Source organism: Thalassobium sp. R2A62 (assembly GCF_000161835.1).
Classification (GTDB): Bacteria; Pseudomonadota; Alphaproteobacteria; order Rhodobacterales; family Rhodobacteraceae; genus Thalassobium.
Genome location: NZ_GG697169.2, coordinates 2481849 through 2497571, shown reverse-complemented (window position 1 = coordinate 2497571; position 15723 = coordinate 2481849). Strand labels below are relative to the sequence as shown.

Here is a 15723-nt window from a genome sequence, read left to right as displayed (position 1 = left end):
CACTATTCCAAGCGTTTAGTTAGACTGCAACGGACGGGCGTCCAGAAAAAACCAAGTTTTTGTGAACATGAACAAGAGTCCGCTGTTTGAGCAACGAAACACGCGAAATTTAACCGCAAAGAACCCATGGCAGAGTGATACGCCGTGCAACGGATACGGCTGGTTTTGAAACCAGTATTTCGGGTTTTGGGCGCAACACAAAGCGCGTATTGTCTTAACGACGAGCACCGCATGCGGTTAGTGTTGCTATGTCATGAAACGGACGTTCAGCACCTAAAATGTATAGCGGACCTGAAAAAGAAACTGATCAAAGCATGGCCCATGGCAAATTTGAGAAATGACATCAAGAACCTAGATCTGTTGGCGTGCCTGACTAGGGTGACGCACGCATGACGATCATGATCCCTGCATGGGTTGAGGGCAAATTGCAGCCTGTCGAAAAGCTTGAGGCGCATCTAAAGGGTTTGCGCCACAAAGCTGTATCCGTGTTTGTGATGAACCGTGGCCGCGTTTTGATCCAACAGCGCGCCTTGGGCAAATACCATACGCCAGGGCTATGGGCGAACACCTGCTGCACGCATCCTACGTGGGACGAAGACGACACCGTTTGTGCAGTTCGGCGGCTTAACGAGGAATTGGGAATCACTGGTTTAAACCCCGAGTTCCGCGACCAAATTGAATATCGGGCGGACGTAGGTGGTGGCTTGATCGAGCATGAAGTTGTGCAGGTGTATCTCGCAGAGGCGCCCGATAATTTGGCGCTGGAGCTGAATCCTGATGAGGTCAGGGCAACTAAATGGTTGGATTTTTACGAATTGGCCAACGATGTCGCCCGCAACCCTGACATCTACACACCATGGTTGCGAATTTATCTGAATGACCACACTGATGCGATATTTGGCACAAAAAATCAAAGCCGCGAGTAGGCGCTTAGTTTCCCACGCGAGAAGGCTGCTCACCGCGACAGTGGTATCCATGTAGTACATGGGGCACCCTAGCCGAGATGACAAATGTTGGCGGATCATATGCATGCCGCTTTGTGCAAGAATGGAGACGAGCGTGACCAAGTTAAAAATCACAGCAGCACAGATGGTGGCCAACGCGCGTGCGCGGATCAAAGAAATCGAAACCAATGATCTGATCAAGATGATCGAGGATCCAGAGGTTGTGATTGTTGACATCCGTGACATTCGAGAACGGCAGCGTGGGCATATCCCTGGTAGTGCTCATGCACCACGCGGGATGATCGAATTCTGGGTTGATCCCGACAGCCCATACCACAAAGAGATCTTTTCACAGGACAAGACGTTTGTGTTTCATTGTGCGTCTGGTTGGCGGTCGGCCATCACAGTTGCCACCTTGCAAGACATGGGCTTTGAAGCAGCGCATTTGCGCGAGGGGTTCTCGACGTGGACGGATCACAGCGGGCCGGTCGAGGTTCCGAAACCACGCGACTAGGCTGGCGACACCCAGCGTAGACGAAGCGCATTGGTCAACACAAAGACCGACGACAAAGCCATCGCACCAGCCGCAAGAACTGGTGACAGCAAAAGGCCAAATGCGGGGTACAAGATACCAGCCGCAATCGGGATCAGAGCCGTGTTGTATGCAAAGGCCCAAAACAGGTTTTGGCGTATGTTCCGCATCGTTGCCCGCGAGATTTTGATCGCGCTTAAGACCCCCTGAAGATCACCAGACATAAGCACAACATCAGCACTGTTGATCGCAACATCAGTTCCGGTTCCAATCGCAATGCCGACATCGGCAGTCGCAAGAGCAGGCGCATCATTAATTCCGTCACCCACAAACACAGTAGTGCCTTCTAGCCCCAGAACTGCGTCTCTTTTGCCGTCAGGTAGAACGTCCGCAATCACATGTTTGATGTTGAGCTGTTTGGCGATGACATTTGCTGTGGCTTTTGCGTCGCCCGTGATGACAACCGTTTCAAAGCCAAGCGCATCAAGTTTGGCTATGGTATCGGCGGTCGACGCCTTGATCGGATCAGAAACCGCGATCACGGCCGTGAGCAAACCATCGATTGCCATAAAGAGAACTGTGTTTCCAAGAGCAGCCAGCTTGGTGATTTCTGCAGTTTGCGCATCTAGGTTCACACCTTGGGCGGCAGCAAACTTGGCGTTCCCAATCGAAATGTATCGGCCGTCAACTTTGCCGCTGATCCCCTGCCCTGTGACGGTTTGGGCATCCGTTGCGATCGGTACTTCAAGGTCTGCCGCGGCCCGCAAAATCGCATGCGCGATCGGGTGCTCAGACCGCAACTCGATTGCGGCAGCCAAGCGCAGTACTTCGTGACGTTGAACAGATGCCGTGAGAACCAGCGCTGTCAGTTCGGGGCGGCCCTCGGTCAAGGTGCCTGTTTTGTCGAAAGCAATGGTCCGCGCGTTCGCGAGAGTTTGCAGCGCGTCCCCCTTGCGGAACAAGACACCCATCTCTGCCGCACGTCCTGTGCCCACCATAATCGACGTTGGCGTGGCCAAGCCCATGGCGCACGGACAGGCGATAATCAGAACCGACACTCCAGCAACCAATGCAGACGACAGTGCGGGATTTGGCCCAAAGGCCAGCCACATCAGAACCGTGAGAACGGCAAGTCCAAGAACCGCTGGAACAAACCACAGAGTAATACGATCAACGTAGGCTTGGATCGGCAGCTTGGCGCCCTGCGCGTCTTCGACCATGCGGATAATTTGAGACAGGGTCGTGTTTGCACCAACATGGGTGGCCCGAATATCAAGCGGACCTGATCCATTCACCGTACCGCCCATCACCAGTGCGCCAACTGTCTTGCGTGTCGGAACAGGTTCGCCCGAAAGCATCGCTTCATTGACGCGACTCTCACCACTGAGGACCTCTCCATCGACAGGAATGCGCGCACCAGGTTGAACCAAGATATGATCACCAACCAACAGATCATCAATGTCCACAGACATTAGCTTACCGTTACGGCGAACCTGAGCCGTCTTGGGTTGCAGTTGAAGCAAACTCTGGATCGCGGCGCCTGTCCGACCTTTTGCGCGCGTCTCTAGAAAGCGTCCCAACAAGATTAGCGCCACGATCACTGCAGCGGGTTCAAAATAGATGCGTCTGACACCATCTGGCAAAAGCTCTGGGGCAAAGAGAACGACGAGCGAATAGAGATATGCCGCTCCGGTCCCCAGAAAGACGAGACTGTTCATATCTGGCGCTCTTCGCAACAACGCAGGAACTCCGCGCGCAAAGAAAATGCGGCCCGGTCCGGCCAGAATCAACGTCGTCAGAGCGAATTGAATCCAAGCGCTGTTGTCGTGCCCCAAAGTACTGCCGATAAAATAATGAAATGCCGGAATCATGTGTCCGCCCATTTCTAACGTCACCACAGGTGCAGCCAAACACGCCGCGATCAACGTCTGCCGCGCCCAATAATTTGCCTCGGCCATCTTGCGAAGACTGTGGTCTATAGCATGGTCGGTCGTCGCAATTTGCGTAGGATAGCCTGTATTAGTGACTGTCTTCGCAATTTCACTACTGTCAGTTTCTTCACTATTGTAGCGAACATGCGCCGTGTCATTCGCCAAGTTCACGGATGCACCAGATACGCCAGGCACACTGGTCAAAGCGGCCTCAACTCGTCCCACACAAGATGCGCAGGACATATTTTGGATGCTCAGTGTTACTGAAGCCATGGGTTCCTAATGTCCAGTTTTGTCCGAATACAGTGTCCCGCCAGCTGCCCAATCCGACGGCTCAACCTCGGAGATCACAACGTGTATGGCATCAGGGTTTCCGCCTGCTGTTTTGACGAATGCCTCTGTTAGCTCTCGAACCAACGCCTTTTTCTGGTCAGCGCTGCGTCCTGATAGCATTTCAACACGAATGATCGGCATAAGCAGTCCTTTAATCAGCAGTAATGCGGGGGCGGCCGGATGCTTCGACCACAATCGTTGCCTCGAGGAACACGTCCGAGGCCTCGGCTGTAGCTGATTGTATGTCACGGGTTGCAGTGATGTCGATATCCGTTACGCCCGATGCTATGGCTTCCGCCTTGGCAACAGCGGTCAGCGCGTCTTGAAGGCAGGCAAAAGCTGGATCTGGTGCCGCAAAATCCACAGGTCCATCATCCAAATGGACCCGAAATTTTCCCTCACTGGGGGACGTTATCGTCCCCCGTTTTCGTATTGTGACGCGACCAACGACGGCGCCGATCGCATTCGCCACGCCTGCATGTTCCGGTAAGATCATTCCGGTGTTCAACAGCTCTCCGACTGCTGGATAGTAAGTTTTCGCAGATGCGCCCAACCCAACCACATCAACCGCAAGACCCGTTTTAAGCTGGATAAGTCCTTGATTATTGCTCAAACCACGCTGCATGAGCGTGTGCCGCGCCAAATCGGACGGCGCTGGCCCAAAAGGTATCGCCTCTTCAGCAAAGGCGCATTCGAGCAAGGCGATGCCAGTCTGGTGCGTTAACTGGTCGATGATAATTTGCGCCAGAACAGCCGGATCCTTTGCCAGCATTTCACCAGCACCTGTACGCCTACGGCCAAATAACATCAGAGCCATGCGAGCCGCATCTGCATCCCACGCATCGGCAAGACCTAGTGCATGCGCCGCATCAGACGGCGTTAGGCTGGCCAACTGAAGAATCCCCCGATCCACTAATTTGCGCAGCGCAGGCATTTCAAGACGTGACTGGATTAACGCACCCAGGGGTTTGACCGCATCATCAAGGCGATCCAGCAAGCTGAGTTCCCTGTCTGAGACACCGTCGCACGCTACATTCGGCACGAGTCGGGCAAAGACACCATCGTGTTCGCCAGGAATTGCAGACGCCAATTGGCGATCAAGTGCAGCAAGAACGACTACAGGCGCTTGGGTCGCGATGAGGCTGATCGGAATACGCCGCCGTGGACCAAGGGTTACACCGCCAGAAAGCCCCTCAGATACAAAGTGGACCTGACTATCACCCCCAAGCCCTGTGGTGTGCATAGCAACAGCTTCGACCATCGTCCGGTGTGGACCAACCCGAGCACCTGCGGGGTCAATCGTTGGCTGACCATTGCGAAGTACCGCGACATCGGTCGTGGTGCCGCCAATGTCAGACACCAGCGCATGATCTGCTCCAGTCAACCAGCGCGCACCAACGATGGACGCCGCAGGGCCACTAAGAATGGTTTCAATTGGGCGTTCCCGCGCCATATTTGAGCCTATTAAGGCCCCATCGCCACGTACGACCATAAGTGGTGCGCTGATTCCCAACCGGACTAGTTCATCACCGGCCTGCGCAATTAACCGATCAATCATCCCTATCAGGCGCGCATTCAAAACAGCGGTCAACGCGCGTTTAGGACCGTTCAGTTTAGCCGAAAGCTGATGTGATTGACTGACAGAGCGTCCAGTGACTTCTGCAATGATGCGCGCAGCGGCAAGCTCATGTTCAGGGTTACGCGTCGCAAATTGACTGGCCACAGCATAGGCTGAAACAGTGCCCCCCTCGCCCGCCAACCACGTCCGAAGTCCTTCTTCGTCAAACGGGTCTTTGACACCGCCTGCATGGTTGTGACCGCCAGACAAAACAATCGATGGATCGCCCTTAAGAACATCTGCTAGGCCATGGGCATCAATGTCGAGCGCACGAAAGCCGATATAGACAAGTCCAATGCGTTCGCCCTGCCCTTCGACAAGAGCGTTGGTGGCAAGCGTTGTCGAGAGCGAAGCCAATGTGATGTCAGACGGGTTTGCGGCACTTTCAGCGAGAACAGCCTGAATGGCCCCACCAATTCCAATAGCTAGATCATGTCGTGTTGTAAGCGACTTGGCGCTGGCGATCACAGTTTCTTCGTCGCAGATCAAAACCGCGTCCGTGTATGTACCGCCGGTGTCCACACCCAATAGCAATGGCATATCGCATCTCTCGTTTTCGTCTTGAATAGGTGTAACGAGATCAATCTGAGGGACCAGTGCAAATGCGACGGCGTAGAGTCGCAAATGATCAGATCATAGCAATGATTGGCACCGCACGAGGCGCTGCCATATCTGAATTATGTGTCCGACTTGTCTTCGACGGCGATGACTTCGGCGTGAGTCACTTCGACAGCATCTTCGACGACTTCTGATTGAGGCGTCCCAACCAACAACGGCAACATTTCAGTCGCAGCTGGCATAGTAACCTCGCCGGCAGGTGGAGTCTTCCATGTCAGCGTATCAAAGGATCCACAGTTGTCACAAGTCGGTGACCAAGCCGCATGGATATTCGAGCAATTGTCACAAATCCATTGCGGCCCACGGGGCGCACTAAGCGCTCGGGTCAACCAACCGCGAACCACCGCGTCGTCTGCACCGGCACCACGTTCGATGGCTGCCATGATGGCAAGCGAGCGCGCAGTCGGTTCTGTAGTCGCCAGTTCACCCAATGCACGGCGCGCTTCGGGAAAATCTTCGTTGGCGATGTGAAGTTCGGCCATCAACATCTGTGTTTCTGCATGATTAGGATGCGCCCTGGCGAGAGCACGGAAACGCTTTATCCGTGCAACCGGCGTTTCATCCGGTGCAATCTCTGCAAACGCTGCGCCTAGATCAGGGTGAGGTTGCGCCTCCCAAGTTTTCTTGAGAACGCGGGCAGCATAACGCGGTTGACCTTGCTCAATGTAACTACGGGCGGCCATGACAGCGGCTGGGATCAAATCTGGCGATAGGCGGTTTGCCTCGATTGCTGCTTCGCGGGCTTCAATACTTTCGCCAGAACCCAGAATGTCGCGGGCTTCGGACAACGCGAGAACGGCATCGCGACGGCGATGTACATCACGTGGCAGTGACCCAGACTTGAGTTTAGCCGACAGCGTTCTGCGCGCGCCAGCCCAATCAGAGCTATCAGCCTGAAGCTTGAGCAGGGTGTCTTGAATTTCGACATGCTTGGGCTTCAAGGCGAATGCTTTTTCAGCGAGCTTTAGCGCTGTGTCAGTATCACCGGCCTGGAGTTTTTGTTTCATAATGCCGCGTACACCAACGAACCGAGTGCGGTCATCTTCGAGCAGTCGCTTGTAGGTCTGCTCTGCTTTGACCCGATCACCGGCCATTTCGGCAGCTTGGGCCGTCAGCAGGTTCGTAAGCTCTGGGCGTTCAAGATATTTCTCGGCACGTGATGCTTTGGCCAACGCAACACGGCCTTCGCCAGAGGCGAGCGCCATCATACCATCAGACAACGCGTCAAAACCCTTGCGTTCACGGTTGCGGTTAAAATAGCGAGAGATCGCAGTCTCGTCACCGTTCAGAAATTTGAATGTCGCCACAAGCAGACCGAAAATTTTGAAGCCAAGCCACACGAGGAAAATGATCGCGATAGCACCCAGAACAAGATGCAAAACCGAAAGTTCGAACTCTTGCCCAGCGATCTCGACAACGGCGCCACCTTCGATTTGCATCAATCGCTCGACCCCCAAGGCCAGCGCCGCAACAATCGCGACAAAAAACAGAATTTTAAACAAAGAAAAAATCATCAAGCGGTCCTTAGTTCGAGCCTAGCGAGCCGGCGAGTTCGCCTACTGCATTTAGAGCATCAGTGCGCGCGGTAACGCTCGCAATCCATTCGGTGAGTTCAGCGCGGCCAACCTCTGGCAGCGTTTCAATTTCGGCTAGTGCGTCGGTCAAACGCCCCTCATCAACTGCACCCTGAACTCGAGACAAAACTGCGTCGGGATCATCGCCTTCACGAGGCTTCGTTGACCGTGCGCCAAACTGGGATTTGAGAAATCCACTTATCCCTGATTCCGGCGTTTCGGATCGAACACTTGCCAAAGCGGCACGGGCAGCATCAGGGAATCCGTCTTGGATAGATTTCATTGTTGGAACACCATCACCAGCGACTGAGTTCAGCGCATCCGGAATCGGCACTTCGATGACTGACGTCAAGTCAGCCAGCGCAGAATCAAACGGCTCGCCCACGTCGATTGCGGCCTGAACCCGAGCAAGCGCGGCGCGGGCCGTTGCATCATTCGCCGAGGCAATTACATCTTCTTGTACTGATGACGCCTGATCCAGGACAGTCTGTATTTCACCAGTTTGGGTTTCGATCATCGCGCGAAGGTCAGCGATTTCACGATCATACGCAGCAAACGCTGTTTCGGTCAGGCTGCTGTCGGCGGCAGGTTGCTTTTCCACCTCAATCAATCGGGTATCGATAGCTGTCAGCTGACTACTGATCTCTGTGTTTTGATCGGCCAAAGCCGCGAGATCTGCACTTAGATCAGGTGCGGCGTCTGGAATGTTGATCGCAGAAATCTGATCGCGCAAGGCCGCCAGGTCAGCGTTCTGTTGCTCGATCTGCGCAACAAGTGGAGCGTTTCCACTACCAAAGAAGGGGCCAAAATACTCGGACGCAGCCACGCCAAACCCTGCGGCTACAGCACCACCCAGTATGAGCGGTAGGAAACCGCCACGGCGTGGCTCTTGGCTTGCAGCGGACGTGGCCAATCCTGGTTCAAATAGGTCTTCGGCGGCCCCGCCATCGTTGAAATCTTCAACAACGACTTCATCACTTTGAAGTGCCTCTTCGACAGCCTCTGACGAGATTTTGGATTGTACGTCTTCTACAACTTCAACCGCGTCTTCGGCAGACGCATCAATAGCGCTTTGGTTATCAACTGCGTCGACGGCATCAGCGACCGCGGATTTGATATTCGTTTTACTACGGGGTTTCCACGATTTGGCCAAGACACACTATCCTTTATCGAATCCATCACCGCAATAATCGGCAACAGGTGTGAATCTAACCTGACACAGAGCCGCTCTCAAGCCGATGAGGCTGCGACAGAAGGGCTTCAATTTCAGTAAGCATCGCATCCGCTGTTGGGCGTGCTGCAACACGGGGCGGATGTGTCTGCATTGATCCAAGAGCATCGAGAACAGCTTGGCTCATCCCAATCGGGTGAATCGGCGCAGAGAACGGGCCTTGGGCTAAGAGTAGGCTGGCCGTGCGCGGCGAAAATAGGGGAAGGATGATCGGCTTTTCACCGTTCAACGCTAATTTCGCATCAGCCGAGAGCGGTTGTTCGCGCTGATCATAGGCTATCCATTCGCTCGCTTGATGTCCTTGAGCGGATAGTTTGGCGACCAGATCACCAGAGGTATGGACCCCTCGCACATGGACAAGCGGCCCGATTTCATCCCTGCGATTGATAAGCGACAACAAGTCATCAACGTCACCTTTGGCTGATTTAGTGACATATCCCAGCTCGCTCGCAATTTGCGCTGTACGATCTCCCACGCAAAACACAACGATTCCTTCTTGTGTTTCAGGAAGGCGTCGCGCACCGTTTTGCGAAGTCACAACAAAGCTACTGTCGGCAGGGGTTTCCGGCATATCCGCTGTTGGAACAATTTCAATCAGCGACGACACGACAATGTTGGCCGAAAGGCCCTCACAACGCTTTGCCGTCTCGAGCGATTGCTCAAAGGGTCGAGTTAGGAGAAGTGTGGCGCGCATGTGCTGGTGTCTCTGTCCAATATGACCCAATATGGGTGATGTTAAACAATGCCCAACAACGCGCAACACCCCAGACCTGTTATGACTGATCCGATCTATATGCTTGGCCTAGAAAGCAGCTGTGACGACACCGCTGCCGCAGTCGTGCGGGCGGATCCTACTGGGACAAAGATACTGTCGTCTGTTGTGATTGGGCAAACAGAATTACATGCCGCATTTGGCGGTGTCGTCCCCGAGATCGCAGCACGCGCACATGCTGAAAAGATTGATATTGCGGTGAAACAGTCACTGATTGAGGCGAAACTGGGCTTGGGCCAGTTGTCTGCTGTCGCTGTTACATCTGGTCCTGGTTTGATCGGCGGCGTTCTGTCAGGCGTAATGTGTGCCAAAGGCATTTGCGCGGCTTCTGGATTGCCTTTGATCGGCGTGAATCACCTCGCCGGTCACGCATTGACGCCACGTCTAACGGATGACGTTGCCTACCCATATCTCATGCTTCTGGTGTCAGGGGGGCACTGTCAGTTTTTGATCGCCCATGGCGCCGATCGCTTTAGTCGAATCGGTGGAACAATTGATGACGCCCCTGGCGAGGCATTCGATAAGACCGCAAAAATCCTAAGCCTGCCACAACCCGGTGGTCCAAACGTTGAGTCATGCGCAAAACATGGCGACGAAACGCGATTTGCTCTGCCTCGACCGCTTTTGGATCGAGCCGGTTGCGATATGTCTTTCTCTGGCCTCAAGACTGCATTGATCCGTGCTCGCGATAATGTGGTCATCGATGGCACCCTGACCCAAAAGGATCAGGCTGATCTATGCGCATCGTTTCAAGCCGCCGTTTCAGATGTATTGGTTGAAAAAACGCGCCGCGCTCTGTCCATGTATCTGGAACATAATCCCGCGAACCCAACGCTCGCTGTTGCGGGGGGCGTCGCCGCAAACAGACATATTCGTTCGGCGTTAGAGTCGCTTTGCACTGAGTTAGAGACGGATTTTTTAGCTCCACCTCTGGCACTTTGTACGGATAACGCCGCAATGATCGCCTATGTTGGTGTTGAAAAATTCCTCGCAGATGACTTTGATGATCTAACGCTGTCGGCTCGACCGCGTTGGCCGTTGGATCAAAGCAGCCCTTCAATGTTGGGATCCGGAAAAAGGGGCGCAAAGGCATGACAATCTCTGTGATCGGTGCAGGTGCTTTTGGCACGGCGCTCGCTGTCGCACTGTCTAGCAAACATGATCGTATCGGACTTTGGGCTCGTGACGCCAATCACGCCCTAGAAATGCAGGAAACGCGCAGCAATGAGCGAAGGTTGGCTGGGATCAACTTGCCCAAGGGTTTGGCGATTTCCGCTGATCTGGCCGATTTTCACGATGAAAACACCCTGCTGTTGGCGACACCCACGCAAACTTTGCGGCCGTTTCTAGAGACTCACCGTCAATGGTTGGCCGGCAAGACACTGGTGGCGTGCTGCAAGGGGATTGATGTTCAGACGATGACTGGCCCCAGTCAATTGATCCAAGAGATTTGCCCCAATGCCACGCCTGCAATCCTGACTGGTCCAAGTTTCGCGCATGACATCGCGCGCGGACTTCCAACGGCGCTGACCCTCGCGAGCGCGAACGAGACGTCAGCCATGATCCTGCAGGACAGCCTCTCGACCAACACGATGAGGCTGTACCGAAGCACGGATATGATCGGTGCCGAACTAGGCGGTGCGCTGAAGAACGTAATCGCGATCGCCTGTGGTGCTGCAATGGGTGCGCGCCTCGGTGAAAGCGCGCGCGCCGCGCTGATGACGCGTGGTTACGCTGAAATGACACGTATGGCGAAAGCGTTAGGTGCCGAAGCTGACACCTTAGCGGGGCTGTCTGGCTACGGGGATATGGCGCTTACTTGTACTTCTGAAGGATCGCGCAACTACCGTTTTGGTCTCGCGATCGGGTCGCATCACCCATTTGATGCCAAGACAACTGTTGAAGGCGCTGCAACTGCCCAAGCAGTCACTAAACTGGCCCAATCAATGGAAATTGAGATGCCAATCTGCGCTGCCGTGGCGGGGCTGGCGATTGGAACATTAACTGTGGAAACCGCGATGCAGGTGCTTCTGTCACGCGCCCTAAAGGAAGAATAGATATGTTGGTTGCGATCATGTGCCACGACAAACCGGACCACTTGGAGGTACGGAAGGAGAACCGTGCTGCGCATCTTGCGTACATCGAACGGACAGGCGTTGTGAAAATGGCTGGGCCCTTGATGGATTCAAATGGATTGATGTTTGGGTCCTTGATCGTGCTCGACGTGGATTCAATGAACGATGCAGAGCAATGGGCAGCGAACGATCCGTATTCCAAGGCGGGGTTATTCGAGCAGAATCGTATTCACGAATGGAACAAGGTGATTGGGTGATGGCATTTTGGCTGTTTAAATCTGAGCCTTCAGTTTGGTCCTGGGACGATCAAGTGGCCAAGGGTGATGCAGGCGAAGAATGGGACGGAGTCCGCAATTATCAGGCCCGAAATTTCATGCGCTCAATGGCCATTGGTGATCGTGGTTTTTTCTATCACAGTCAAAAGGACAAAGAGATCGTCGGGATCGTCGAGGTTTGTGCAGAGGCTCATCCAGATAGCACGACAGACAATGATCGGTGGGAATGTGTTGATATCAAAGCCGTTGAACCACTGTTGCAACCGATCTCTTTGGATCAAATCAAAGGCGACGAACGGCTGGCCGAAATGGTATTGGTCAAAAACTCTCGTTTGTCCGTTCAGCCTGTGACCGAAAATGAATTTGCCTTGATTTGCACGCTAGGTGGCGTCTCAGTCTGATAAGGCAAAACCGTAGCCTCATCCAACATAGGATTGCATATTCAGAGCAATTCATAGGGAAGAGGGACAAATTATGGAATTTCTAAACGTGATTGTGGCCGCAGCTGGTGGCTGGATCTTTGGCGCCATTTGGTACGGCGTGATGGGCAAACAATGGATGGCCGCCGCTGGTTTGACCGAAGAAACCATGAACAAGGCTAACATCACTGCCTTCGTTGGTAGCTTTGTTGCGGCAATTCTGGTCGCGGGCATGATGCGCCATGTGTTTCAGTTTGCACGGGTAGAGACGGTTTTGGAAGGCGCCAAGAATGGTTTGGGGCTAGGATGTTCATCGCAACACCATGGCTGACGACGAACTATTTGTTCGCACAACGCCCACGTGCATTGATCGTGATTGATGGTGTGTACGCGACGATTGGCAGTACCGTTATTGGCGCGATCTTGATGATGTTCTAAAAGCAAAGAGGGTTCCGGCAAGACGCTGGAACCCTCTCTTCACCCACGTGCTCCCAATGCACCACACGTGTATTTGAATTTGGTTCCGGCCGTCCTGGCCAGAGTGGCTGATACGATCATTTGGCTGTCCAAGGCAAAAGAGTTGTACCAACAAACCGGCTCAAACTTTAGCTAGATACAAAAACGCCCGCTCGGCCAATCAGGCAGAACGGGCGTCTTTTTTGTCTGTCGCGGGGTTTAGCCGTAGACGGATTCTTTGCCAAAGTGCTTGGTCAGCATATAGTAAACCACGGCGCGGTACTTGTTGCGCTCGGATTTGCCGTATGTCTCGATGACCGAGTTGATGGCTTCCATCAGCTGTGGACCGTCTGCCAGACCCAGCTTTTTCATCAGGAAGTTGTTTTTGACTGTCTCAAGCTCGGAAGCTTGGCTGCCAGCAACGGTCGATGCGTCAGCGTTGTAGATTGCAGGGCCGCAACCGATAGTGACCTTAGTCAAAAGGTCCATATCGGGGGTCATCCCGCATTTGTTTCTGAGATCATCTGCGTACTGCACGATCAGATCGTCACGTTTTCCCATGGTTCGTCTCCCAACTATTGATGCCGGGCAAATGCCCAAGTTTTCCACAAAATCTGTGGCTGTGCCTGAATCTAAGGGTGAAAGGGCGCATCGGTAAAGGGGGAAACAATGAAAAGACACGTCACCGACAGAGACCCCAACCCGTATTCTGTAGATGAAAGTGATCCGCGTGAAGTCGATTATAATCTGGCCCAAGCGTCACACGGAACCATTCGCAGGCACTATTGCGGGCAGACTTAAGAAATTGAGCCTTGGGATCATTGCCATCCCAATCAGCGAGTAGGTCAATTTTTGCACCATCGGCCATCACAAAACCGGTCACATCAATAGCGTCTGTAGTCGCGTGCGTGCTCATCCTACCAGTGGCGCCATTGGTCGTCCGGATCTCTCGGCAGTTATAACTACCGATCTGGCGAATTTCAGCAACGCTCGTTCCAAGCAGCTGTTGCGCGGCAGGTTGCAAGGCATGACGTTCCCACATCGCAACACGCAATGCGATGGTACAGCTTGTCTCGAGCTTACGAATATCAGCGGCACCAATTCCGGTTAGGTCAACACGACCGCGGATAAAGCACTTGTCACTATCAACTCGGTCCTCCCGAAACCGGCCACGCACATCAGCATCCTGAGACCCCAAAACAGTGAGGCACGCCTCGGGGGACGCCACAGCGTTAGAGAGTTTCCATTGAGTCAGTGGGGTGACAGGATCAGTGATGCGCAGGGGCTCGACAGGATTCCATGCAGTCGGGATAGGAGATTGCGGCAAGGTCAACGCTTGGTACGCGATGTACCCAATACCGCCCAGTAGAACAAGAAACGCCGCCCAGCGCACGGCAGGGCGGCGTTTTGGATTTAGACCATTTGGCATATCGAAAGCTTAGTAACGGTAGTGCTCTGACTTGTATGGACCGTCGGTCGAAACACCGATGTAGTCAGCCTGCTCTTTGGCGAGCGGTGTCAATTTTACACCGATACGATCGAGGTGCAGACGCGCTACCTTTTCGTCCAAATGCTTGGGCAAGATGTAGACGTCGTTCTTGTACTCGTCGCCTTTAGTCCAGAGTTCGATCTGTGCCAAAACCTGATTGGTAAAGGACGCAGACATCACAAACGATGGGTGACCTGTCGCGTTGCCGAGGTTCAGCAAACGACCTTCAGAAAGCAGAATCAAGCGGCTGCCTGATGGCATCTCGATCATGTCGACTTGCTCTTTAATGTTGGTCCATTTGTGGTTCTTCAGGCTTGCGACCTGAATTTCATTGTCAAAGTGACCAATGTTACCAACGATCGCCATATCCTTCATCTCGCGCATGTGCTCGATGCGGATGACGTCTTTGTTGCCGGTTGTTGTGATGAACACATCAGCGGTGCTGACAACGTCTTCGAGCAGAACAACTTCAAAGCCATCCATAGCCGCCTGAAGCGCACAGATCGGATCAACTTCAGTGACCTTAACACGAGCGCCTGCGCCAGCGAGAGATGCGGCAGAACCTTTGCCAACATCACCGTAGCCCATGACAACGGCAACCTTGCCGGCCATCATTGTATCAGTCGCACGGCGGATGCCGTCGACCAGCGATTCCTTACAACCGTATTTGTTGTCGAACTTCGACTTGGTCACACTATCGTTCACGTTAATCGCAGGGAAAGGCAGCTGGCCCTGTTTCACCAATTCATAGAGACGGTGAACGCCTGTCGTTGTCTCTTCCGAAACGCCTTGGATCTGGCCACGCATTTTGGTGAACCAGCCTGGGCTCGCAGCCATACGTTTTTTGATTTGCGCAAAGACCGCTTCTTCTTCTTCAGATGTCGGAACTTCGATCAGGTCAGTCTCGCCATTCTCAACACGTGCGCCAAGCAGGATGTAGAGTGTTGCGTCGCCACCATCGTCGAGGATCATGTTTGGGCCGTCTTCGAACATGAACGATTTGTCGAGGTAGTCCCAATGCTCTTCGAGCGACTGACCTTTGATCGCGAAGACCGGCGTACCGCCAGCGGCAATCGCCGCGGCTGCGTGGTCTTGGGTCGAGAAGATGTTGCACGATGCCCAGCGCACGTCAGCGCCCAGAGCGACCAGTGTCTCGATCAGAACGGCGGTCTGGATCGTCATGTGCAGCGAGCCCACGATCCGTGCACCAGTCAAAGGTTTGCTTTCGCCATATTCAGCGCGCAGCGACATCAGGCCCGGCATTTCGGTTTCAGCGATGTCTAACTCTTTACGGCCAAAATCAGCCAGTGCGATATCTTTGACGATATAATCAGTCATGTCAGGCTCCTGCCTCATTAATGAAACTGCCGCCTCTTAACAGCGGTTTGACATGTTCACAATGACCTTGAAGCCGCAGGTCGAGTTGCTACGCTAGTGGAAGAATTTTGAGGAGTGT

The 15723-nt window shown here is 53.7% G+C and carries 17 protein-coding genes; 8 read left to right on the top strand and 9 right to left on the bottom strand.

The genetic code is table 11. The features are described from left to right. Positions 1 to 389 precede the first annotated feature (389 nt). Both idi and TR2A62_RS12400 read left to right on the top strand, forming a co-directional pair. Positions 390 to 926: an isopentenyl-diphosphate Delta-isomerase gene (gene idi, locus TR2A62_RS12405; RefSeq protein ID WP_009158531.1), complete on the top strand. Its 537-nt coding sequence runs from the start codon at positions 390 to 392 to the stop codon at positions 924 to 926. A 133-nt stretch (positions 927 to 1059) separates the two neighbouring features. Further along, complete coding sequence (locus TR2A62_RS12400) at positions 1060 to 1458, top strand: rhodanese-like domain-containing protein (RefSeq protein WP_009160249.1); 399 nt, start codon at positions 1060 to 1062, stop codon at positions 1456 to 1458. Here TR2A62_RS12400 and TR2A62_RS12395 read toward each other — a convergent pair. The 6 genes from TR2A62_RS12395 to TR2A62_RS12370 form a co-directional block, all read right to left on the bottom strand. Then, positions 1455 to 3680 carry a heavy metal translocating P-type ATPase gene (locus tag TR2A62_RS12395; protein WP_009157502.1) on the bottom strand — a complete coding sequence of 742 codons (2226 nt, stop codon included), beginning with the start codon at positions 3678 to 3680 and terminating at the stop codon, positions 1455 to 1457. The two genes, TR2A62_RS12400 and TR2A62_RS12395, sit on opposite strands and share 4 nt — an antisense overlap. 6 nt (positions 3681 to 3686) lie before the next feature. Then, positions 3687 to 3881 (bottom strand): 2-hydroxymuconate tautomerase, encoded by a 195-nt coding sequence (locus TR2A62_RS12390; protein ID WP_009159153.1) that lies wholly within the window; start codon positions 3879 to 3881, stop codon positions 3687 to 3689. Positions 3882 to 3891: 10 nt separating this feature from the next. Continuing rightward, positions 3892 to 5898: a hydantoinase/oxoprolinase N-terminal domain-containing protein gene (locus TR2A62_RS12385; RefSeq protein ID WP_009158090.1), complete on the bottom strand. Its 2007-nt coding sequence runs from the start codon at positions 5896 to 5898 to the stop codon at positions 3892 to 3894. A gap of 137 nt (positions 5899 to 6035) precedes the next feature. Next, positions 6036 to 7490, bottom strand: coding sequence for a heme biosynthesis protein HemY (locus TR2A62_RS12380; RefSeq protein WP_009160730.1), 1455 nt, complete (start codon positions 7488 to 7490; stop codon positions 6036 to 6038). A 10-nt stretch (positions 7491 to 7500) separates the two neighbouring features. Then, entirely contained in the window at positions 7501 to 8703 is a 1203-nt protein-coding gene (locus TR2A62_RS12375) for a COG4223 family protein (protein WP_009159686.1), read from the bottom strand. A 55-nt stretch (positions 8704 to 8758) separates the two neighbouring features. Then, positions 8759 to 9475: a uroporphyrinogen-III synthase gene (locus tag TR2A62_RS12370; protein WP_050761089.1), complete on the bottom strand. Its 717-nt coding sequence runs from the start codon at positions 9473 to 9475 to the stop codon at positions 8759 to 8761. An 81-nt stretch (positions 9476 to 9556) separates the two neighbouring features. On the opposite strand from TR2A62_RS12370, the gene tsaD reads away from it, so the two are divergent. From tsaD to TR2A62_RS18535, 6 genes are all read left to right on the top strand, one after another. Next, entirely contained in the window at positions 9557 to 10648 is a 1092-nt protein-coding gene (tsaD, locus tag TR2A62_RS12365; RefSeq protein WP_040821510.1) for a tRNA (adenosine(37)-N6)-threonylcarbamoyltransferase complex transferase subunit TsaD, read from the top strand. Further along, positions 10645 to 11610 (top strand): NAD(P)H-dependent glycerol-3-phosphate dehydrogenase, encoded by a 966-nt coding sequence (locus TR2A62_RS12360; RefSeq protein ID WP_009159015.1) that lies wholly within the window; start codon positions 10645 to 10647, stop codon positions 11608 to 11610. Before tsaD ends, TR2A62_RS12360 begins: the two co-directional genes overlap by 4 nt. 2 nt (positions 11611 to 11612) lie before the next feature. Next, the gene (locus tag TR2A62_RS12355; protein WP_009157985.1) at positions 11613 to 11885 is read left to right on the top strand and encodes a YciI family protein; all 273 of its coding nucleotides are present in this window, start codon (positions 11613 to 11615) and stop codon (positions 11883 to 11885) included. After that, positions 11885 to 12304, top strand: coding sequence for an EVE domain-containing protein (locus TR2A62_RS12350; RefSeq protein ID WP_009157513.1), 420 nt, complete (start codon positions 11885 to 11887; stop codon positions 12302 to 12304). The genes TR2A62_RS12355 and TR2A62_RS12350 overlap by 1 nt, the downstream gene beginning before the upstream one ends. A 73-nt stretch (positions 12305 to 12377) precedes the next feature. Continuing rightward, positions 12378 to 12653 carry a DUF1761 domain-containing protein gene (locus TR2A62_RS12345; protein WP_009160189.1) on the top strand — a complete coding sequence of 92 codons (276 nt, stop codon included), beginning with the start codon at positions 12378 to 12380 and terminating at the stop codon, positions 12651 to 12653. Beyond that, the gene (locus TR2A62_RS18535) at positions 12629 to 12760 is read left to right on the top strand and encodes a DUF1761 family protein (protein WP_009159638.1); all 132 of its coding nucleotides are present in this window, start codon (positions 12629 to 12631) and stop codon (positions 12758 to 12760) included. Before TR2A62_RS12345 ends, TR2A62_RS18535 begins: the two co-directional genes overlap by 25 nt. 237 nt (positions 12761 to 12997) lie before the next feature. Here the strand turns inward: TR2A62_RS18535 and TR2A62_RS12340 are convergent, their stop codons facing one another. The 3 genes from TR2A62_RS12340 to ahcY all read right to left on the bottom strand — a co-directional run bounded on the left by TR2A62_RS12340 (position 12998) and on the right by ahcY (position 15605). Continuing rightward, a complete protein-coding gene (locus TR2A62_RS12340; protein WP_009160693.1) occupies positions 12998 to 13339 on the bottom strand; it encodes a DUF2853 family protein in 342 nt (113 codons plus the stop codon). A gap of 121 nt (positions 13340 to 13460) precedes the next feature. Then, positions 13461 to 14207, bottom strand: a complete 747-nt coding sequence (locus tag TR2A62_RS12335) for an extensin family protein (protein ID WP_009160713.1) — start codon at positions 14205 to 14207, stop codon at positions 13461 to 13463. Between the two features lie 9 nt (positions 14208 to 14216). Next, positions 14217 to 15605, bottom strand: coding sequence for an adenosylhomocysteinase (gene ahcY, locus TR2A62_RS12330; protein ID WP_009159645.1), 1389 nt, complete (start codon positions 15603 to 15605; stop codon positions 14217 to 14219). Positions 15606 to 15723 lie beyond the last annotated feature (118 nt).

Excerpts from the sequence above, each read along its gene's own strand:
- idi (WP_009158531.1), top strand. The coding sequence starts at position 390 with ATGACGATCATGATCCCTGCATGGGTTGAGGGCAAATTGCAGCCTGTC.
- TR2A62_RS12390 (WP_009159153.1), bottom strand. The coding sequence starts at position 3,881 with ATGCCGATCATTCGTGTTGAAATGCTATCAGGACGCAGCGCTGACCAG.
- TR2A62_RS12340 (WP_009160693.1), bottom strand. The coding sequence starts at position 13,339 with ATGGGAAAACGTGACGATCTGATCGTGCAGTACGCAGATGATCTCAGA.
- TR2A62_RS12380 (WP_009160730.1), bottom strand. The coding sequence starts at position 7,490 with ATGATTTTTTCTTTGTTTAAAATTCTGTTTTTTGTCGCGATTGTTGCG.
- TR2A62_RS12345 (WP_009160189.1), top strand. The coding sequence starts at position 12,378 with ATGGAATTTCTAAACGTGATTGTGGCCGCAGCTGGTGGCTGGATCTTT.
- TR2A62_RS12335 (WP_009160713.1), bottom strand. The coding sequence starts at position 14,207 with ATGCCAAATGGTCTAAATCCAAAACGCCGCCCTGCCGTGCGCTGGGCG.
- TR2A62_RS12370 (WP_050761089.1), bottom strand. The coding sequence starts at position 9,475 with ATGCGCGCCACACTTCTCCTAACTCGACCCTTTGAGCAATCGCTCGAG.
- TR2A62_RS18535 (WP_009159638.1), top strand. The coding sequence starts at position 12,629 with ATGTTCATCGCAACACCATGGCTGACGACGAACTATTTGTTCGCACAA.
- ahcY (WP_009159645.1), bottom strand. The coding sequence starts at position 15,605 with ATGACTGATTATATCGTCAAAGATATCGCACTGGCTGATTTTGGCCGT.
- TR2A62_RS12360 (WP_009159015.1), top strand. The coding sequence starts at position 10,645 with ATGACAATCTCTGTGATCGGTGCAGGTGCTTTTGGCACGGCGCTCGCT.
- TR2A62_RS12355 (WP_009157985.1), top strand. The coding sequence starts at position 11,613 with ATGTTGGTTGCGATCATGTGCCACGACAAACCGGACCACTTGGAGGTA.
- TR2A62_RS12395 (WP_009157502.1), bottom strand. The coding sequence starts at position 3,680 with ATGGCTTCAGTAACACTGAGCATCCAAAATATGTCCTGCGCATCTTGT.
- tsaD (WP_040821510.1), top strand. The coding sequence starts at position 9,557 with ATGACTGATCCGATCTATATGCTTGGCCTAGAAAGCAGCTGTGACGAC.
- TR2A62_RS12385 (WP_009158090.1), bottom strand. The coding sequence starts at position 5,898 with ATGCCATTGCTATTGGGTGTGGACACCGGCGGTACATACACGGACGCG.
- TR2A62_RS12350 (WP_009157513.1), top strand. The coding sequence starts at position 11,885 with ATGGCATTTTGGCTGTTTAAATCTGAGCCTTCAGTTTGGTCCTGGGAC.